We start from the raw sequence: 16461 nt of genomic DNA, 5'->3' as shown, positions 1-16461 counted from the left end.
ACTTTTTCATTAATCAATGCCATCACTTGGGGCGAGCCGTCGTTCTCCCCACGATGAGTTCGCCTGCATGATACTCGTGCAACGGACTGGAAATACAATCAGGAGAATCCACAAGGCGGACAATCCGTTTCGCGGCTCTTCTGCCGACAGTTTCGACCGGTTTCTTGATGGTCGTCAACCCGATGAGATCGAGACCATCCAAGACTCCATCCGACCCGGTCACAGAGACATCGCCCGGAACGTCGATCCCTAGATCGTTTGCAGCACGGAGTACCTCGAGTGCTTTTCGATCATATAGCGCGGTTATCGCCGTAAACCCGAGATCCAAAGTTTTCTCGAGCCACTCCCGAAGTTCCGTGCCATGCATACCGAAAACGTTCTCGCTGCACACCTCTAATCCAATGGATTTTGCATACCTCTTCTGTGCTTCCGCACGGGTCCATGTGCCCATCGACCGATCTTTCGGCGCACCCTGCATCATTATTCGTTCATGCCCCAGCGCGACGAGGTGGTCGATTAACATACGTGCGTGCTGTTCCTCGTCAAAGCCGATTGCATTCAGGGATCTGGTGGGATCCGGACGCCCCACGACGACGAGAGGAAGCCGATCAGCGAAGCGACGAAGTTGCTCGGGCTCGGCCCCACCCACTGATACGACCATTCCCTGGATCGGCATCCGTGCAAGATTCTCCATCACCGCTTCACGGTTTTCGTGTGACGAATTGACGATGGTGTTCTGGATGACGTGATATCCCTGCGCTGCGAGCTCCTCATGCAGATAGCGATTGAGTTGCGCAAACAACGGAATTTCGACGGAGCTCAAGAAAAGCCCAATGGTCGGAGCGGGCTCTGCCCGCATCATCTGAGCTGAAAAAGCCGGAACATACCCGAGCTCCGCTATCGCTGCTTGAACGGCTTCCCTAGTTTGATCAGCGACCCTGGAATCCTCTTGGATGACTCGGGAAACTGTCGATTTGGAGACACCCGCGACTTTGGCGACATCCAAGATTGTGGGCTTTACATCTTTTCCTCGCCCTCGTCGTGCACGTTTCGGAAGGACAAGTTTCTTCTCGGTAGACATTTTAGGCTTTTAGGTTGCTCGTAGGTCCAACAGTAATTCACATGCCGAGATCTTTAAAAGGCAATGATCGCAAAACTAAATCCTTAATCTGCGGGACAAGATCTGAAACACAGTATTTTCCTTCTTTATAACTAGTCACTAAACCCGCTTCGCGCAAGATTCGAACGTGCCGAGAGAGGACTGCAGCGGAAACGCCTAAATGCTCGGCGAGTGCGACGTGGCGCACAGGACCCTTACACAATACACGAACAATATGCCACCGTACTGGATCGCAAATTGCCCGCAACACCACTCCACACCCTCCTGGGATGGTGTAACAGTCACTAATTCGCCTGAGTCTTGACTCCAAGAAGAGGTATCTCGTTGTGTTCACGCAGGAAAGAATATCCGCATTCGGGTCAAACTCTTACAAAATCAAAGGATTCTACAACTGAGATATAGCTCATAACCTGCGGAGACTCGTCGAGCTTATGTTGTTTTCAGCGTTCAATCCCGAACGTAACAACAGAAAGGAAAGATAACATGAGGAGATTCTCTGCATCCGTTCTCATAGTTCTTTTCCTGTTGGCATATCATGCCGCCAGGGAAGAGATCAATGCGTCCGCTCAACACGTGGAATGTACTTCTTGGAAAACGCAGTACAGTGAGCTCGTTTCCCCCTCGAATAACGACAAGGTAATAGCTGCCCGCCACCGTGGATCATTCGATGAATCGTTACCGGAGAACAGCCTTTCAGCGTTTTTGAAATCCTTCGCCGAATGCAGACCAGCAATCGAAACCGATGTTCGGCTAACTCAGGACGGAGTTCCAGTTCTTTTCCACGACATCCGCCTCGGACGAGTATTGGAACCAGATTATGACCAGGAAACCAATAAAGGCCCAAATCAGCTTTTGTCCGACACCACTCTGCCAGAGCTGAAATCAAAGTCACTGCTACGAAGCGACCGACATGCCTCAAAAGAAAAAGTCCCCACAGTTGCGGAATATCTCCAATTGATCGTAGAGGAAGACCCCGGAGCGATTTCGCACCTCGAGGTTAAGGAAGCTGCGGCCATCATCCCGACCGCTCGCGAGCTCTACGAGTTCGACAAAGCCCATCCCGAAGTTAAGATCCTCCAGCGCGTCATACTGAAGATTTCTATGAACGAGTTTCCAACTCCTGAGGCTTGGGAAGAAGCAGTCTCTTACGCAGGTATTCCCGCTGACTATCTCCTGATGCCGAAGATTAATCCGAGTATTGCAGCAGCTATTGATAAGCAGAAAGAGATTCCCGATGTCGAGGAACTTCATTTTGACAGCAATGCCGCGCGTGCCGTAGCTCAGTGGGCCGCAGCGCCACACGGTTTGGCTCCCGCAATCGAGGTAAACCTCAAGGATTCATCCGAGTTCCTGCGCACTTCCCCCTCCATAAAAAGCAATTTCGGGAACTTTGATGATCCTGTATCAACGGGGCTGGACAACACCAGAAAGCATTCGATGGCCGAAATGGCTAGCATCGTCCATTTCTTTGAGAAGAAGCTAGCTGCATTCGTCCCGGTCCCCGATTATCTGCTGTTCACAGAAGGCCCCCGGGCTGGCTTCACCGTCCCCAATCTTTTCGGCGATAGGAAACCTATTCCGGCAACTGAGGCGTTTTCCCACAATGATTCCAGTTGCTGCTACCGCCTCTCCGACCGTCGCGTATCGAGTCCATACGCCGCTGAAAAACATGACTGGCGCGACAACCTCGACTGGCAGCGATCCGTCGGAGCGAACCTACTGACTTCTGATGACACAGACACGATTGAGCTTTATGCGAAGCAGAATGGATATCTGAATGAAACAGCTCGCCCAACCGTCACTCCTCCCCCAAAGGAAATGAACTCAAGCTTATACACACGCATGCGTGGATTCTCCGTACCCGATTCAGATATCGTCAGGATCAAAGGATGGAACGGGGAAGCTGCTTCGGCATGGGGAGGTCAAGTATGCCTGTGGAGTGACCCTGGATATTACCTGTGGACCGTGGCATGCCAGTACGAAAACCCGGCGTTCAACAAAGACTTAGAAATCCGGAGTATTGGTGAGGGCCATATGCAAATTCGTGATCCCTATAGCGGGCAATGCATTTATTCAGACCCTGCGAGGGATGACATAGTTCGTTGGCACCATGACTGCAATTCACCACGTGCTCGTTGGACACGGACATCAGACCATCGTTTGATCGATGCTGATGGACGACAACTCAATTTCCAGTGGGATGACCGATATGCATACGGATACCCCTACGCCTACAACTATCTCACTCGCGGCGACACCAGTACCTGGTCGATATGGAAATTCGAGTCCACACGAATTTCCGATTCCCTACCAGGTCAAGGAGACGCGGATCTAAAGTCGCCCCCACTCAGCCCCGAAAGCGGTAACCGTCCAGGCCCACAGCCTCATGAGGAACAGCGGCATCCGGTGGGCTGAGACCTAGAGTTGCTAGAAAAGTAGTTCGACGCCGGCTACGGCTCGGCTTACCTGGCCAAGATGGTGGGCCAGAAGTACGCCCGCGAGATCTTCTTCCTGGGCCGCACCTACGACGCCCAGCGCATGTACGAGATGGGCGCGGTCAACGAGGTGGTTGACCACGCTGAGCTGGAGGACGCCGCCATCCAAATGGGGCGCGAAATCAACATGAAGTCCCCCACCGCCCAGCGCATGCTCAAGTTTGCATTCAACCTCACCGATGATGGTCTCATGGGCCAGCAGGTCTTCGCTGGTGAAGCCACGCGCCTGGCCTACATGACCGATGAGGCCGTCGAAGGCAAGGAGTCGTTCCTGGAAAAGCGCGAGCCCAACTGGGATGACTTCCCGTACTACTACTAGGCCTCCATCGAGGGCTCGTGCCTTCTCTTCCACCCGAAATAAAAAACGAGGGTAATACCCGGGACAGTTAACGCCAGTAACTATAGCTCCCACGGAGGCAACCTTGACCACGGAGAAAATCAATCAGATAACCCGCCCAATCGGACTTGTCCTCTGCCTAATCCTTTTGGTTTCCCTGCGGCACTTTACCGAATGGTCCTGGCTGCTAAGGGCGGGCGTCGCCGTTGGCGCAACCATCGCCGCCATGCTGGTGCTGATTTTTGTCCTAGGTTGCTTCTCCACGGAAGAAGACACCCCCGAGACACACGAGGCCACTTCTTAAGGCTTAAGCCAGTAGGGAGGGCAGGTAGGGACCTGCCAGCTATCCTAATTACCACCAATCACCTTCACCCAGGGAGAGCCTGAAGTGCTGTATTTCGCCATTGCCCTCGCGGCCATCGCGCTCATTGCCGTCATTGCATCGCGAGTGTGGATGTTGCGGCGCATCCAGCAGGCTCAGAGGGACGGTGAGCGCCCCTTCGATCAGGAGGACGAACTCATCAACCCCTATGAGCACCGCGGGCGGTAACCTAACTAACCGTGACTTTCCTCTCTCCTCTGCCCGTCGATCCGCGTGACCCTGCCGCCATCCTCCCTGATCTGGAAGCGGCCATCGCAGGACAAGCCACCTTCCTGCCCATTCCGGCGGAGGACCGCACCCGCGCGCAGCTGCTGCGCAACCACATGCGCGCAGGAGAACCTATTGACTCCTCCATCGCACTCGTCGTGGCCACCTCTGGGTCCACGGGCACACCGAAGGGCGCGCAACTCACGGCCGCCAACTTGGTGTCTAGTGCCGATGCCACGCACCGGACTTTAGGCGGCACCGGTCAGTGGCTACTAGCCATGCCCGCCTCCCATATCGCGGGCATCCAGGTATTGGTGCGCTCCCTCGTCGCGGGCGTGGAGCCGCTCTGCCTTGACCTGTCGGAAGGTTTTTCCATCCCCAGTTTCGCCCGCGCCGCGCACGAGCTGGCCGCCACTGGGGATCGCTCATACACGGGCCTGACCCCGATGCAGCTAGCCAAGGCCATGGATTCGCTAGAAGGAATCGAGGCCCTGCGCACCTTTGATGCCATCCTCGTCGGAGGTGCTGCCACCCACCCGCAACTATTGGACTCTGCGAAAAAGCTGCGCATCAATATCGTCACCACCTACGGTTCCTCAGAAACTTCCGGTGGATGCGTCTACAACGGCCGTCCCCTCGATCGCGCTCTTGTTCGCATCGGCGACGAGGGGCGCATTTACCTTGGCGGGCCCATGATTGCGCAGGGCTATCGAAACGTGGACTCAGATGCCTTCGTGGTCGATGAGTCCGGCACCTCGTGGTTTGCTACCTCCGACGCCGGCGCGCTTCACGACGGCCACCTCACCGTCACCGGGCGCCTCGACAACATCCTGAACACCGGCGGGCTCAAGCTCCACCCAGAGCAGCTCGAGCAGCACATCCTTCGCGTGCCGGGAGTGGACGGCGTGTGCGTGGTCGGCATCCCCCACCCACGCTTGGGACAGATGATCGTCGCTGCCTATACCGGATGGGCGGATGTCGGCGATATCCTTGTGGCTCTCGACGATAGTGGCCTTCCCCGGTGGCAAATCCCCAAGGACTTCAAGCGCCTGGCCCAGCTCCCCACCACCGGTCCCGGCAAGGTTGACCGCCTCGCCGTCGCCCGCATGTGGGACAGCTAAGCCTCCGCTTCGCCAAAGCTGCGTACGGCAATGCCGCGCGCAGCGGATTCCCCGAGGGGGAAGTGTGAACCTTCATCGACGGCAACCTCGAGCACACCCGCAACCGAAGGGGCAACGACGGTCAATTCTACTCCCGGCCGCACTCCATATTTATCCAGGTAGCGCAAAAATTCGCCATCAGCGTCAGTGACCTGCTCCACGGTGACGGGGGTCTGCGCGGGGACGTCGATAAGCGTAATGCGCGAGACCGGCTCGGCAGTGCCATCCGGGGCAGGTATGGGATCACCATGCGGATCGCGGGCGGGGTTGCCCAGGAAAGAATCAAGACGTTCAACGAGCCTGTCGGACGTCGCGTGCTCTAGCATTTCTGCCTCATCGTGCACCTCATCCCAGGTATAGCCCAGAGTGCGCACGAGGAAGGTTTCCAGGAGCCGATGCCGGCGCACCATTGCCACAGCCAGCCGCCGGCCTTCCTCAACAAGCCGAACACCGAAGTAGCGTTCGTGTTCCACCAGCCCCTTCGCGGCCAGGCGCTTGACCGCCTCCGACGTGGTGGGCAGCTTCTGCCCCGCCGCTTTAGCTAGGTCCCCCAGCGGCATCGCGGTATTAGCGCCCTCTTTCTCCTCATAGGTCCAGAGGATCTTGAGGTAATCCTGGGTGCGTTCGGGCAGCTCACTGATGTGCATACCCCCATCGTAGTTCAGCCTATTGCTCCCAAAGGTTTCAGGACTTATGCTCTTTCAAGTTCAATCTATTGAACATCGACATTCACTTTTAATAAGAGAGGTTTCCCGTGAAGAAACTTATTGCGCTTCCCCTCGCTTCCCTCGTGGCTGCCACCGCGCTGACTGCCTGCACCAGCAGCGACTCCGCCGAAGCCCAGGACGACAATCTGACGATCTTCGCCACGACTGGTTACTTGGCTGATGCGGCCGCCAATATCGCCCCGGACGCCGACATCACCACCATGGTCGGTCCCGGCGGCGATCCGCACACCTACCAGCCCACCACGCGCGATATTGAAAAGATGCAGGACGCCGACCTCGTCCTCTGGAATGGCCTTCACCTCGAGGCGCAAATGGTGGACCAGCTCTCCTCCCTCGGTGAGAAGCAGCTAGCTGTCGGCGAACAGCTCGATACTGCTGACCTTCTGCCGTGGCCCGAGCAAGGTGACAAGGGCGAAAAACTCTACGACCCGCACATCTGGAATAGCCCCGAGCTGTGGAGCCAGGTCGTCGATCACATCGGCACCAAACTCGGCGAAATCGACTCTGACAATGCCGAAGACTATGCCGCGGCCGCCGATGAATATGAAGACAAGATTGCAGCCGCGCATGACAAAGCGGCTAAGGAACTCGAAAACGCCTCCCCGCGCGTCCTCATCACCGGCCATGACGCCTTCAACTACTTCGGCAAGACCTTCGACTTTGAAGTCCAAGCCACCGACTTCGTGACCACCGAAGCCACCAAGTCCGCCACTGAGATCTCCGAGCTCGCGGATACGATCGCGGAGAAGAAGGTCCCCGTTATCTTCCAAGATAACCAGGCGAACCCACAGGCCATCACTTCTCTCAAGGAAGCCGTAGAAACCCGCAACTGGACAGTCACCATCTCGGATGAAGAGCTCTTTGCCGATACCCTCGGCCCGGAAGCCCCAACCGATACCTACCTCGGAGCCTTCGAACATAACGCTAGCGCCGTGGCGAAAGCACTAAGCTAATGCTCAGCGTAGGAAACCTCACCGCCGGCTATCCCCGCACGCCGGTGCTTCACGACGCCTCCTTCACCCTCACCCCCGCGACTATCACCGGGCTGGTGGGTGCGAACGGGTCGGGAAAGTCTACTCTGGTCCGCACGCTGGTAGGGCTCCTTCCGCCTCTAGCCTGCGGGTCGATGACCTTCGATGGCGTCGATCTGGCACATTTTCGGCAGCGTCTCGGATATATGCCACAACATGCGGATATCGACTGGAATTACCCTGCCACCGCCTTCGACATCGCCCTGATGGGCCGCACCGCCGGGCTGCGCTGGTGGCAGTGGCCCAGCCGCGCTGACAAAGACGCCGCTCACGCCGCGCTTTCCCGCACCGGAATGCAGGCACACGCGCAGCTGCCGATTTCCGCCCTGTCTGGTGGTCAGCGCCAGCGCGTGTTGTTGGCGCGCACGCTCGTTAGCGAGCCGGAATTCATCATCCTCGACGAGCCCTTCGCTGGTGTCGATGCCGCGAGTCAGCGCGCCATCATGGATGTACTCAAGGAACTGCGCGAGAACGGCGTGACCATCCTGCTGGTGCATCACAACCTGGCGGAGGTCGCCGACTTTTGCGATGAGGTCCTCATGGTCGGCCACGGCCGGCTCATTGCTGCTGGCCCCACCGAGCAGGTACTTACCGAGTCCGCCATTGCCGACATGTTTTCCCTGCCATCATGAACCCACTCGAGCTTCTTCAGAACTACACCTATACCCAGGCACTCCTGGGCACCGTGCTCATCGGTGGCTGCGCTGGCGCGCTAGGCCCACTGGTATATGTTCGCCGCACCAGCCTGCTGGCCGATGCCATCTCGCATTCTTCCCTGCCTGGACTGCTCACCGCCTTCCTCGTGGCCACCGCCATTGGCTGGGACGGGCGAAATGTCTGGCTTCTTTCTTGCGGCGCCCTGCTCACCGGAACCCTCGCGGTGGGGTGCATTCACCTCATCCCGCGGTTAACTCCCCTGGGGCAAACCACTGCGATGGCGGCCACGCTAACCACATTTTTCTCGGTGGGAATGCTGCTCATGCAGTATATTTCCCGCCGACCATTGCCTGGCAAGGCCGGAATCCAGGATTATTTGCTGGGAAATGCCTCCACGCTCACTCGCGCGGATGTACGGTCCACACTCATCATCGGTGGCTGCGTGCTGCTTTTTCTTTTCCTCATTCACACCCGGCAGGCCGCAGTCACTTTTGATTCAAGTTTTGCCCAGGTAGCCGGCATCCGCACCTCGTTCCTCAACGCGGCTAGTTTCTTCGCCCTCACCGCCATCACGGTGCTCGGCGTCAAAGTCGTCGGCGTAGTGCTCATGGTCGCCGTGGTCATCAGCCCTGCCGCCGCTGCCCGCCCCTGGACCACGCGCTTGCTACCTTTCATCGCGCTCTCCGGGTTCTTCGGCGCGGCCACCGCTGCTCTCGGCTGCTATGTCTCCATTGCGCACGGCCCGCTGCCCACCGGTCCGGTCATCGTCCTGGCTCAGGCGGCGCTCGTCACTATCAGCCTCACCAGTAGAAAGCTAGCCTCATGACCCTCGCCGCGACCGCTTGTCTCCTTGCCGTTCTGACGGCCTTGGCCTGTGCTATCCCCGGCACCTTTGTTGTCCTCAAAGGCCAGGCCATGCTTATCGACGGCATCGGCCATGCCGTCCTTCCCGGAATTGCCGTCGGCTACCTCTTTACCGCAGATCTAGATTCACCCATCTTGCTCGTTACCGCGGCCGCTGGCGCCTTGGTGGTGGCGTTGGGAACTGACGCACTACAGCGCAGCCCGCTGGTGACTGCTGATTCCGCCCTCGGATTGGTCTTTCCCGCCCTGTTTGCCGCCGGAGTCATCCTGATTTCTACGCACATGAGCCACGTGCACCTTGATGTCCACGCCGTTCTCGTCGGTGATCTCAACCTCGCGGCCTTCTCCAATCCCAACTATTGCTACATCATGGCCGCAGTGCTGGGTATCAATGCTCTCTTCCTCGCCCTTACACTGCCGCGTTTATCCGCCACGACTTTTGACGCCGATTTTTGTGCCGCACGCGGGGTGCCCACGCGCGTTCTTCACATCATATTTATGACCGTGGTTGCCTGCACCGCCACCGCCGCCTTTCACGCTGCCGGTGCCATGCTGGTCATCGCTCTCATGGTATTCCCGACGATGACCGCGCGGCTGCTTACTCAGCGCGTGCCCACGCTGGTGTTGACCGCCTGTGGCGTTGCCGCTATCAGCGCGGTCGTGGGATTTTGGGTTGCCTATGTCCTTGACGCGGCTACCTCTGCCGCAATGACAGTCACCAATGCCGTTATTTTCGTTGCAGTGCTCATCATCTACCGCTTTCGCCAACGCACCAGCTCATTGCCGCAGCACACCACACCAGTGGCACAATAGTGAGCATGTCTGCCTTTTCCGCCACTCCTGCCGATTGGCTCCAGGGTGCTCGCCCGCACACCTGGGCCAATGCCTTTGCTCCCGTTATCGCTGGTACCGGTGCCGCTGCCGCGGCCCACGGCCTGCACTGGGGCCGGGCGTTGCTGGCGCTCATCGTGGCCTGGGCGCTTATCATCGGCGTGAATTACGCCAACGATTACTCCGATGGCATCCGCGGCACCGATGATGACCGCACCGGCCCCCAGCGGCTTACCGGGGGCGGGCTGGCCAAACCACAGCACGTCAAGTTCGCCGCCTTCGTCTCCTTCGGCGTGGCGGCCATCGCCGGCATTTCGCTCTCCCTAGCTGCCAACGCGGCCTGGTTCATCCTCGTCGGCGCCGTGTGTATCGCTGGCGCCTGGTTCTATACCGGCGGCAAGAACCCCTACGGCTACCGTGGGCTGGGCGAGGTTGCCATCTTCATCTTCTTCGGCCTCGTCGCAGTCCTCGGCACCGAGTACACGCAGGCCGGCCGCATCACATGGACGGGCCTTGCCTTGGCCGTGGGCATCGGCGGTATGAGTGCCGCGGTAAACCTGGCCAACAACATCCGCGACATCCCCTCCGATGAGGCCACCGGCAAGATCACCCTGGCTGTGCGCCTGGGTGATAAGAAGTCCCGCACGCTATTCATGACCCTGTTGCTGCTCCCAGTGCTGCTTACCGTGGGCCTGGCCTTCGATTCCTGGGCGGCGCTGGCCTCTTTGCTCTACTTCCCCCTCGCACTAGGCGCTATCCGCACCGTCAACCGCGGTGCGCGCGGGCCCAAACTCATCCCGGTGCTCGGCATGACTGGCCGCGCAATGCTGGTGTGGGCAATCATTAACGCCCTAGCGCTTGCCTTTGTCTAACTGCTTTTAGCGGCCAGCCAGTTCTGCCTGTACCCACTCCTTGTGGGCCTTGCGCTGTGCGGAATACTCCGCCAGAGTCTGGGTAGCTTCCACGCGCCACGAGGAGAAGATCAGCATCGACAGCGGCAGCGCCACGAACAACGCCAACAGAGCCGACACCAGCACGGGGATGGCCACACCAATAGCCATCGACAGCAGCTGAATCACCACGGTCAGCAGGATGAAGAGCACCAGGCGGGCGGCACCATACTTCCACAGAGCCACACGTGAGCGGCGCTTGAGCGCCGGGTCCGGCTGGGGTGGCTCAGGGATCTGGGACTCGTTGGTCATGTTGTCTGTCTGGCTCATCATTCTCACTTCTGCTTCGCGGGCATTCCGTAGAATACAACGCATGGGTCGTTTGATACTACTAGTCCTGTTTATCCTCGTGGCACTTCTCGTGTGGAAGGCATTTGGGCCATCCAGCTGGAAGAATAAGGCGCAGCAGCAACAGCAGCCGCAGCGCCCCGCAATCAAGGGCCCCGATGATGACGAAGAGTTCCTCTGGAACTTGGAAAAGCAGCGCTTCAAAGAGCGCCGCGCGAAAGAGCGCGAGGCACAGCGCAAAGAAGAAGAAGAGCGCCGCCGGCGCGCACCCAAGCCTCAGAAGCCGGAAGACCCTGACGCTACCGGGGAAGACAACTAGTTCTTTGGTGTCTTAGGCGTAAACGTCATCTCCAGGTCGAGGGCCTCCGCCACCGCCGCAATCTTCTCCCAGCGCACACCGGAGCCGCCGTGCTCGATGGTGTGCAAGGTAGAGCGCGACAGACCGGCTTTCTCAGCTAACTCCTGCTGCAGAATGCCTAACTCGCGGCGTCGCTCAGCAAAGACATCACCTAAAGCAATGAGCTGCGGGTTATCGCCAGCCGGTTTACCCTGTTTGTGCCGGGGTTTATGTGTATCCGCCATTTAGTTCAGCCCCGCGTAGGAGTGCAGGCCGGAGACAACCATGTTGATGAAGAACAGGTTGAAGACCATCAACAGCATCGCCGCGATGTTGAGGTACGGGGCAGCTTTGCGAAACGCCGGGGTGGCGCGGGCATGCAGGTAGGCAGCGTAGAGGATCCAGGTGGCAAAGGAGACAGTTTCCTTCGGGTCCCAACCCCAGTAGCGGCCCCACGCGGACTCCGCCCAAATAGCGCCCAGCACAATACCCAGACCCAAAGTCGGCAGGGTCACCACTCCTAGGCGGTAAGCCAGCTGATCCAACTTCTTTGCTGAGGGCAGCGGGCGGGCAATCGCACCGAAGAAACCATGCTCTCTTCCCTTGCCCTGGTGCACGCGCAGCACACTGAGCAAGGAGGCAATACCGGAGACGATACCGATGGAGGCACCAAGCGAAACCACGGTGACGTGGATGGGCAGCCAGTGAGACTGCAGCGCCGGCACGACGGGGGCGGACTCCGCATACAGCTTCGTGGAGCCGTAGAACATGAGCGCCAGGATCGGGGTCAGCAGCCATGGCCACAGGGTGCGCCACTCCTTGCGCTGCATCGCGATGGTCGCCACCACCATGACGCCGGCAGTCACCATGAGCACGTACTCGTAGAGGTTGCCAAACGGGAATCGACTGGTGGCCAAGCCACGCAACACAATCGCCGCTAGGTGCAGGGCAATACCCAGCCACAGCAGCATCTGCGTCATTCCGCCGAGCTTGTCGGCCTTCTCTTGCTTCTTGGCAAGGTCGGCGTCCTCGCTAAGGCCGGCCGAGGGGGCGTCGCCAAGCACCGCGTCCCCTGCCGGGCCGCCGACGGTAGCCAGCTCGCGCTGCTGGGCCACGGCGGCAGAACGCGCGCGCAGGCCCTCAATGATGCCCTGCATACGGCCGTAGTAGACCAAGGACAACACCAGCGCGAGGGCGTAGATGACGAACGCGGTCTGGACGGCGATGTCGGAGAAGTTGGACAGATTCTGATCAATCTGCATGGATGAGAAACCTTGCCTTCACAATGCTCAAGAAAGTGCTCACTCAACGGAGAGATGAATAGTGCTCATAAGGCTACCCCTCTTCCCTGGCGGTATCCAACTTTTGACTGATAGGTTGCTCACCTTTAGTCGGCGGAATACAGCACGTCTTCCTCAACCTCATCCGGGTCCGGCAGCTCGAGAAGCTCGCGGTGCAACGCGTAGAACTCTTCAGACCAGCCGGCGCGGTCGGTGCGGGCAAGGCCACCCATCTCAATGTCGGTTCCACCATCAGCTGCCGGGCGGATACGTACCCACACGCGGCGGCGCTTAATCACCAAAGAACCAACGAGGGAGACCAACATAATGAGCGAGGACACCAGGACCCATCCCTGGAAGGGGTCATAGGAAATCTGGTAGTTCGCAAACTCGGAGGCACCGTCGAAGCTGATTTTCGTACCGTCATCGAGCGTGACTGACTCGCCCTGGGTGAGGTTGACGCGGTCAATCTTCTGCAGCTGGCCCGACTGGAGGAGACTCGGGTCAAGAGAGAAGAAGCTCTGGGGACGTCCCGTGTCTAGGCCGGCATCGCCGCGATAGATATCGATAGCCACGGCCGGATCATTCATTGCTGGGAAGGAAGACTGCAGGAGTTTTCCGTTTTCGCCCGACCACTCAGCAGTAGGGGCAAAGAGCCCCTGGATGGCGATCTGGTTTTGGCGGCGTTCATACAGGTCCGGGTACATGCCCGCGGGCGGGTCGAAGCGCATCGCGCCCGAGGACAGGAAGTAGGTCATGTCGTTGGGCTGGAATTGAATGGTCTGCGTGCGTTTTTCGCCATTCGGCCACTCCACCGTCATCGTCGGTGCAAAACCGTGGCCCTGGAGATAGACGCGGTTGTTCTCAATGCGCAGCGGATGGTTGACCTGGAGTTCGTAGTCCTCCCAGGTCTCCGGGTCGGTGAAAATATCGTCACCAGCAGCATAGGACACGTTGGAGGTAAACATCTCTGCCTGGCCATTCGGCAGGTAGTCCGCGGTGAAGTCGTGCGCCAGGAAGCAGAAGGGGTGGAGCCCGGTGCCGTCGAAAAGCGGGCCTGCACGGAAGGAGTCATACACCGAGGTAGAGGTGTTACAGAACTCCGTGGACTGCGTCTGTTCTTGGGTCTCACCGCGTGAGTTCTTTTCCGTGACAACGATGACCTGGCCTTCGTAGGTGACCAGACGGCCGGCCGCCATGGTGAGCAGGATGGCCACGAGCGCGATGTGGAAGATGAGGTTGCACAGCTCGCGGGCATAACCGCGCTCCGCAGAGAAAGACTGCGCACCTGCGCGGTCCTCCTCCGGAGATACCTCCGAGACGCGCCACTTCTTCAGCATGGTCGTCGTTGCCGCGGCGATCTCCTCCGGGGACTTCTCTGAGTGCCCGGTGGCGTTGAGGGGCATCTTTTCCAGGTACTTCGGTGCGCGCGTAGGCGGGGTCTTCCATGCCTTGTAGTGGTCCCAGGAGCGCGGGATGATGCAGCCCACGAGCGACAACATGAGGAGGACATAGATGGCCTGGAACCAGACGGAGGAGAAAACATCGAAAAGCTGTAGCTTGTCGTAGATTTCCGCCACCTTGCCGTTGGTTGCGATGAAGTCATCGACGTTGCTCTCGTTGAGGGCACGCTGCGGCAGGAGGGATCCCGGGATCGCGGCGATGGCCAGCAGGAAGAGCAGCGCTAGTGCGGTGCGCATGCTGGTCAGCCAGTGCCAGGCCTTGCGGATGTACCTCACGAAAAAATCTCTCCTTAAATCAGCGTCGTGCCGTTGGACTCAGACCATGACACAGTCCACTGGCGGATGGCGTTGATAAAGCTCTCCCACAGGCCGGTCAGCAAGGCTAGGCCCACGAGGATCATGGCGATGCCACCAATAATCTGGATGGCACGGGAGTGTTTGCGCATCCAGGAAATGGTGCGCATGGCTTTGGCCGAACCAAGTGCCACGAGCAGGAAGGGCAGGCCCAGGCCCAGGCAGTATCCAATGATGAGGATGGTGCCGCGCAGCGCCGTCGTGCCCTCAGTGCCTGCAGACACGGAGAGGATGGCAGCCAGCGTGGGCCCTAGGCAGGGAGTCCAGCCCAGCGCAAACACTCCTCCGAGCAGCGGGGCGCCGAGCCAGGTGGTCCAGCGCTTCGGCGTCATGCGCGTATCCTTCTGCAGCACCGGAACCACGCCCATGAACACCACGCCCATGAGGATGGTGATGATGCCGCCAGCGCGCATGAGGATGTTCGCATTGAGCCTCAGCGCCGAGATGGCACCGAAGACGGACACCGTGGCGAGCACGAAGACGACGGTAAAGCCCAGCACAAACAGTGCTGCGGCAGCGACGACGGCCCATTGCCTGCGCTTGCCGACGCCCACCCCCAACTCCTCGTCATAACTCACCTCACCGCCGACCACGGAGGCGAGGTAGGACATGTAGCCGGGAACCAGCGGAATCACACAGGGCGAGGCAAAAGACACCAACCCCGCCGCGGCAGCGGCCAGAATTCCTAGGAGAAGGGGGCCGGCTGCGGCGGCGTCGGCAAAGCTCTGCCCTACCCCATCGGCGGCAAGGATCACTGTTCCTTCTCCAGCTCGTCGACGACCTCGAGCACCTTCTCTTCCGTAATCTCAGTCAGAAAAACTGCCGCCGGGCGGTGCTGCTTATCCAGCACGATGGTGGTGGGCACCACGGACGTCGGTACACCACCGAGGGCCGCGGCCGTCTTGAAGGGCGGATCGTAGATAGACGGGTACTCCAAGCCGTTATCAGCCATGAAGTCCCGGGAAATCTCCGGATTAAAGTCCTTCACGTTGATACCCAGCACGGTGCCGATATCGCGCTTCTGTAGTTCTGCGTGAACTGCCTGCAGGTCATCCGACTCGGAACGACACGGCGCGCACCACTGACCCCAGGAGTTGAGCACGACGATCTGGTCCTTGAAATCAGATAGGCGAATCGTTGTGGACTCATCCCGCAAATCCTCACCGGAGAAATCCTTCAGCGGCTTGCGGTCAGCTTCGTCATAACGAATGGTGGTCTGACCACCGGGAGAGATGAACTGGAAGGTGCCGCCGGAGGCCACTGCGTTCTGCGAATTCTCCTCGCTCTGCGAGCAGCCCGCAAGCAACAGGGCAGCGAGAACAACGGCAATGCCGCTTTTCAGATGTTTCATTAGATATCCTGCGCGGGCGCGGAATAGAAGATGTCCACGATCTCGCGGTCGCGGTAGACCAGCGAGGTCACCGAGGCCAAGTCGCATTCGCGGTCCCACGGCGCATGAGCCAGGCGCTTGCCCAACACAGTGCGCTGCACCATCACGATGGGCAGCTGGTGAGACACCACGATGGCCTCATGGCCCTCAGCCTTGGCGCGGGCGCGCTCGGCGGCATCCATCATGCGCGCGGCAATCTGCTCGAAAGGCTCGCCCCACGAGGGCTTGAGTGGGTTGACCATGAGCGGCCAGCGCTGCGGGTTCCACAGCTGTGAGTTCCAGCCCTTGGTGCGCAGGCCCTCGAAACGGTTGCCGGATTCGATGACGCCCTTATCGACGTCCACCTCAAGCCCCGTCACCTTCGCAATCGGTTGCGCAGTTTCCTGCGCGCGCTGCAGCGGCGATGCCGCCAGGTAGGTGACGTCGTGGCCCTCGAAGGCCTGCGCGGTGCGTGCCGCCATGGAATGTCCGCGGGAGGATAGGTGGTATCCCGGGATGCGTCCGTAGAGGATCTTGTCCGGGTTGTAGACCTCGCCGTGGCGGACGAAGTGGACGATAGTGGTGGACATAAGCCTGGTGGTATCCCC

General features: G+C 59.2%; 19 protein-coding genes and 1 pseudogene. 11 read left to right on the top strand and 9 right to left on the bottom strand.

Translation table 11 applies throughout. The features are described 5' to 3' along the window. Positions 1-22: 22 nt before the first annotated feature. Positions 23-1081 (bottom strand): LacI family DNA-binding transcriptional regulator, encoded by a 1059-nt coding sequence (locus tag QKE52_RS04725; RefSeq protein ID WP_347948264.1) that lies wholly within the window; start codon positions 1079-1081, stop codon positions 23-25. A 522-nt stretch (positions 1082-1603) separates the two neighbouring features. On the opposite strand from QKE52_RS04725, the gene QKE52_RS04720 reads away from it, so the two are divergent. The 5 genes and pseudogenes from QKE52_RS04720 (at position 1604) to menE (ending at position 5662) form a co-directional block, all read left to right on the top strand. Next, positions 1604-3535 carry a glycerophosphodiester phosphodiesterase family protein gene (locus QKE52_RS04720; RefSeq protein ID WP_347948263.1) on the top strand — a complete coding sequence of 644 codons (1932 nt, stop codon included), beginning with the start codon at positions 1604-1606 and terminating at the stop codon, positions 3533-3535. Positions 3536-3559: 24 nt separating this feature from the next. Then, positions 3560-3934, top strand: a pseudogene (locus tag QKE52_RS04715) (enoyl-CoA hydratase-related protein); the annotation flags it as partial. A 103-nt stretch (positions 3935-4037) separates the two neighbouring features. Continuing rightward, positions 4038-4256, top strand: coding sequence for a hypothetical protein (locus QKE52_RS04710; protein ID WP_039673551.1), 219 nt, complete (start codon positions 4038-4040; stop codon positions 4254-4256). Positions 4257-4340: 84 nt separating this feature from the next. Beyond that, entirely contained in the window at positions 4341-4502 is a 162-nt protein-coding gene (locus QKE52_RS04705) for a hypothetical protein (protein WP_010189743.1), read from the top strand. 11 nt (positions 4503-4513) lie between these two features. Further along, positions 4514-5662, top strand: coding sequence for an o-succinylbenzoate--CoA ligase (gene menE, locus QKE52_RS04700; protein WP_347948262.1), 1149 nt, complete (start codon positions 4514-4516; stop codon positions 5660-5662). Here the strand turns inward: menE and QKE52_RS04695 are convergent. Continuing rightward, positions 5659-6348 (bottom strand): metal-dependent transcriptional regulator, encoded by a 690-nt coding sequence (locus QKE52_RS04695; RefSeq protein WP_046647781.1) that lies wholly within the window; start codon positions 6346-6348, stop codon positions 5659-5661. The genes menE and QKE52_RS04695 overlap by 4 nt on opposite strands. Before the next feature lie 107 nt (positions 6349-6455). Here QKE52_RS04695 and QKE52_RS04690 point away from each other — a divergent pair, with 107 nt between their 5' ends. From QKE52_RS04690 to QKE52_RS04670, 5 genes are read left to right on the top strand one after another with little or no spacing between them, the layout of a single operon-like run. After that, complete coding sequence (locus tag QKE52_RS04690; protein ID WP_070521016.1) at positions 6456-7382, top strand: zinc ABC transporter substrate-binding protein; 927 nt, start codon at positions 6456-6458, stop codon at positions 7380-7382. Further along, positions 7382-8092, top strand: a complete 711-nt coding sequence (locus QKE52_RS04685) for a metal ABC transporter ATP-binding protein (protein WP_010189751.1) — start codon at positions 7382-7384, stop codon at positions 8090-8092. Before QKE52_RS04690 ends, QKE52_RS04685 begins: the two co-directional genes overlap by 1 nt. Continuing rightward, positions 8089-8943 (top strand): metal ABC transporter permease, encoded by an 855-nt coding sequence (locus QKE52_RS04680; protein WP_010189752.1) that lies wholly within the window; start codon positions 8089-8091, stop codon positions 8941-8943. Before QKE52_RS04685 ends, QKE52_RS04680 begins: the two co-directional genes overlap by 4 nt. Then, positions 8940-9794, top strand: coding sequence for a metal ABC transporter permease (locus QKE52_RS04675; RefSeq protein WP_010189755.1), 855 nt, complete (start codon positions 8940-8942; stop codon positions 9792-9794). Before QKE52_RS04680 ends, QKE52_RS04675 begins: the two co-directional genes overlap by 4 nt. A 5-nt stretch (positions 9795-9799) precedes the next feature. Continuing rightward, positions 9800-10684 carry a 1,4-dihydroxy-2-naphthoate polyprenyltransferase gene (locus tag QKE52_RS04670; RefSeq protein WP_347948261.1) on the top strand — a complete coding sequence of 295 codons (885 nt, stop codon included), beginning with the start codon at positions 9800-9802 and terminating at the stop codon, positions 10682-10684. Between the two features lie 6 nt (positions 10685-10690). On the opposite strand, the gene QKE52_RS04665 is transcribed toward QKE52_RS04670, so the two are convergent. Beyond that, complete coding sequence (locus tag QKE52_RS04665; protein ID WP_347948294.1) at positions 10691-11032, bottom strand: DUF4229 domain-containing protein; 342 nt, start codon at positions 11030-11032, stop codon at positions 10691-10693. 43 nt (positions 11033-11075) lie between these two features. Here QKE52_RS04665 and QKE52_RS04660 point away from each other — a divergent pair, with 43 nt between their 5' ends. Then, complete coding sequence (locus tag QKE52_RS04660) at positions 11076-11369, top strand: hypothetical protein (RefSeq protein WP_347948260.1); 294 nt, start codon at positions 11076-11078, stop codon at positions 11367-11369. On the opposite strand, the gene QKE52_RS04655 is transcribed toward QKE52_RS04660, so the two are convergent. From QKE52_RS04655 to QKE52_RS04630, 6 genes are all read right to left on the bottom strand, one after another. Then, positions 11366-11632, bottom strand: a complete 267-nt coding sequence (locus tag QKE52_RS04655) for a helix-turn-helix transcriptional regulator (protein WP_070537506.1) — start codon at positions 11630-11632, stop codon at positions 11366-11368. The two genes, QKE52_RS04660 and QKE52_RS04655, sit on opposite strands and share 4 nt — an antisense overlap. Next, the gene (gene ccsB, locus QKE52_RS04650; protein WP_039673531.1) at positions 11633-12649 is read right to left on the bottom strand and encodes a c-type cytochrome biogenesis protein CcsB; all 1017 of its coding nucleotides are present in this window, start codon (positions 12647-12649) and stop codon (positions 11633-11635) included. Between the two features lie 125 nt (positions 12650-12774). Next, positions 12775-14406 carry a cytochrome c biogenesis protein ResB gene (locus QKE52_RS04645; protein ID WP_347948259.1) on the bottom strand — a complete coding sequence of 544 codons (1632 nt, stop codon included), beginning with the start codon at positions 14404-14406 and terminating at the stop codon, positions 12775-12777. A 14-nt stretch (positions 14407-14420) separates the two neighbouring features. After that, positions 14421-15239, bottom strand: a complete 819-nt coding sequence (locus QKE52_RS04640) for a cytochrome c biogenesis CcdA family protein (protein ID WP_347948258.1) — start codon at positions 15237-15239, stop codon at positions 14421-14423. Beyond that, positions 15236-15835 carry a TlpA disulfide reductase family protein gene (locus QKE52_RS04635; protein ID WP_347948257.1) on the bottom strand — a complete coding sequence of 200 codons (600 nt, stop codon included), beginning with the start codon at positions 15833-15835 and terminating at the stop codon, positions 15236-15238. The genes QKE52_RS04640 and QKE52_RS04635 overlap by 4 nt, the downstream gene beginning before the upstream one ends. Continuing rightward, entirely contained in the window at positions 15835-16443 is a 609-nt protein-coding gene (locus tag QKE52_RS04630) for a histidine phosphatase family protein (RefSeq protein ID WP_204099037.1), read from the bottom strand. The genes QKE52_RS04635 and QKE52_RS04630 overlap by 1 nt, the downstream gene beginning before the upstream one ends. Positions 16444-16461: the final 18 nt, after the last annotated feature.

The sequence above is a fragment of the Corynebacterium sp. c25Ua_47 genome (assembly GCF_039907205.1).
Classification (GTDB): domain Bacteria; phylum Actinomycetota; class Actinomycetes; order Mycobacteriales; family Mycobacteriaceae; genus Corynebacterium; species Corynebacterium hiratae.
Note: the sequence above shows the minus strand (reverse complement) of the source record. Positions and strands in the feature narration are given on the sequence as shown.

Coding starts and splice junctions, on each gene's coding strand:
- QKE52_RS04725 (WP_347948264.1), bottom strand. CDS start 1,081: ATGTCTACCGAGAAGAAACTTGTCCTTCCGAAACGTGCACGACGAGGG.
- QKE52_RS04720 (WP_347948263.1), top strand. CDS start 1,604: ATGAGGAGATTCTCTGCATCCGTTCTCATAGTTCTTTTCCTGTTGGCA.
- QKE52_RS04695 (WP_046647781.1), bottom strand. CDS start 6,348: ATGCACATCAGTGAGCTGCCCGAACGCACCCAGGATTACCTCAAGATC.
- QKE52_RS04685 (WP_010189751.1), top strand. CDS start 7,382: ATGCTCAGCGTAGGAAACCTCACCGCCGGCTATCCCCGCACGCCGGTG.
- QKE52_RS04680 (WP_010189752.1), top strand. CDS start 8,089: ATGAACCCACTCGAGCTTCTTCAGAACTACACCTATACCCAGGCACTC.
- QKE52_RS04675 (WP_010189755.1), top strand. CDS start 8,940: ATGACCCTCGCCGCGACCGCTTGTCTCCTTGCCGTTCTGACGGCCTTG.
- QKE52_RS04670 (WP_347948261.1), top strand. CDS start 9,800: ATGTCTGCCTTTTCCGCCACTCCTGCCGATTGGCTCCAGGGTGCTCGC.
- QKE52_RS04665 (WP_347948294.1), bottom strand. CDS start 11,032: ATGAGCCAGACAGACAACATGACCAACGAGTCCCAGATCCCTGAGCCA.
- QKE52_RS04660 (WP_347948260.1), top strand. CDS start 11,076: ATGGGTCGTTTGATACTACTAGTCCTGTTTATCCTCGTGGCACTTCTC.
- QKE52_RS04655 (WP_070537506.1), bottom strand. CDS start 11,632: ATGGCGGATACACATAAACCCCGGCACAAACAGGGTAAACCGGCTGGC.
- ccsB (WP_039673531.1), bottom strand. CDS start 12,649: ATGCAGATTGATCAGAATCTGTCCAACTTCTCCGACATCGCCGTCCAG.
- QKE52_RS04635 (WP_347948257.1), bottom strand. CDS start 15,835: ATGAAACATCTGAAAAGCGGCATTGCCGTTGTTCTCGCTGCCCTGTTG.
- QKE52_RS04630 (WP_204099037.1), bottom strand. CDS start 16,443: ATGTCCACCACTATCGTCCACTTCGTCCGCCACGGCGAGGTCTACAAC.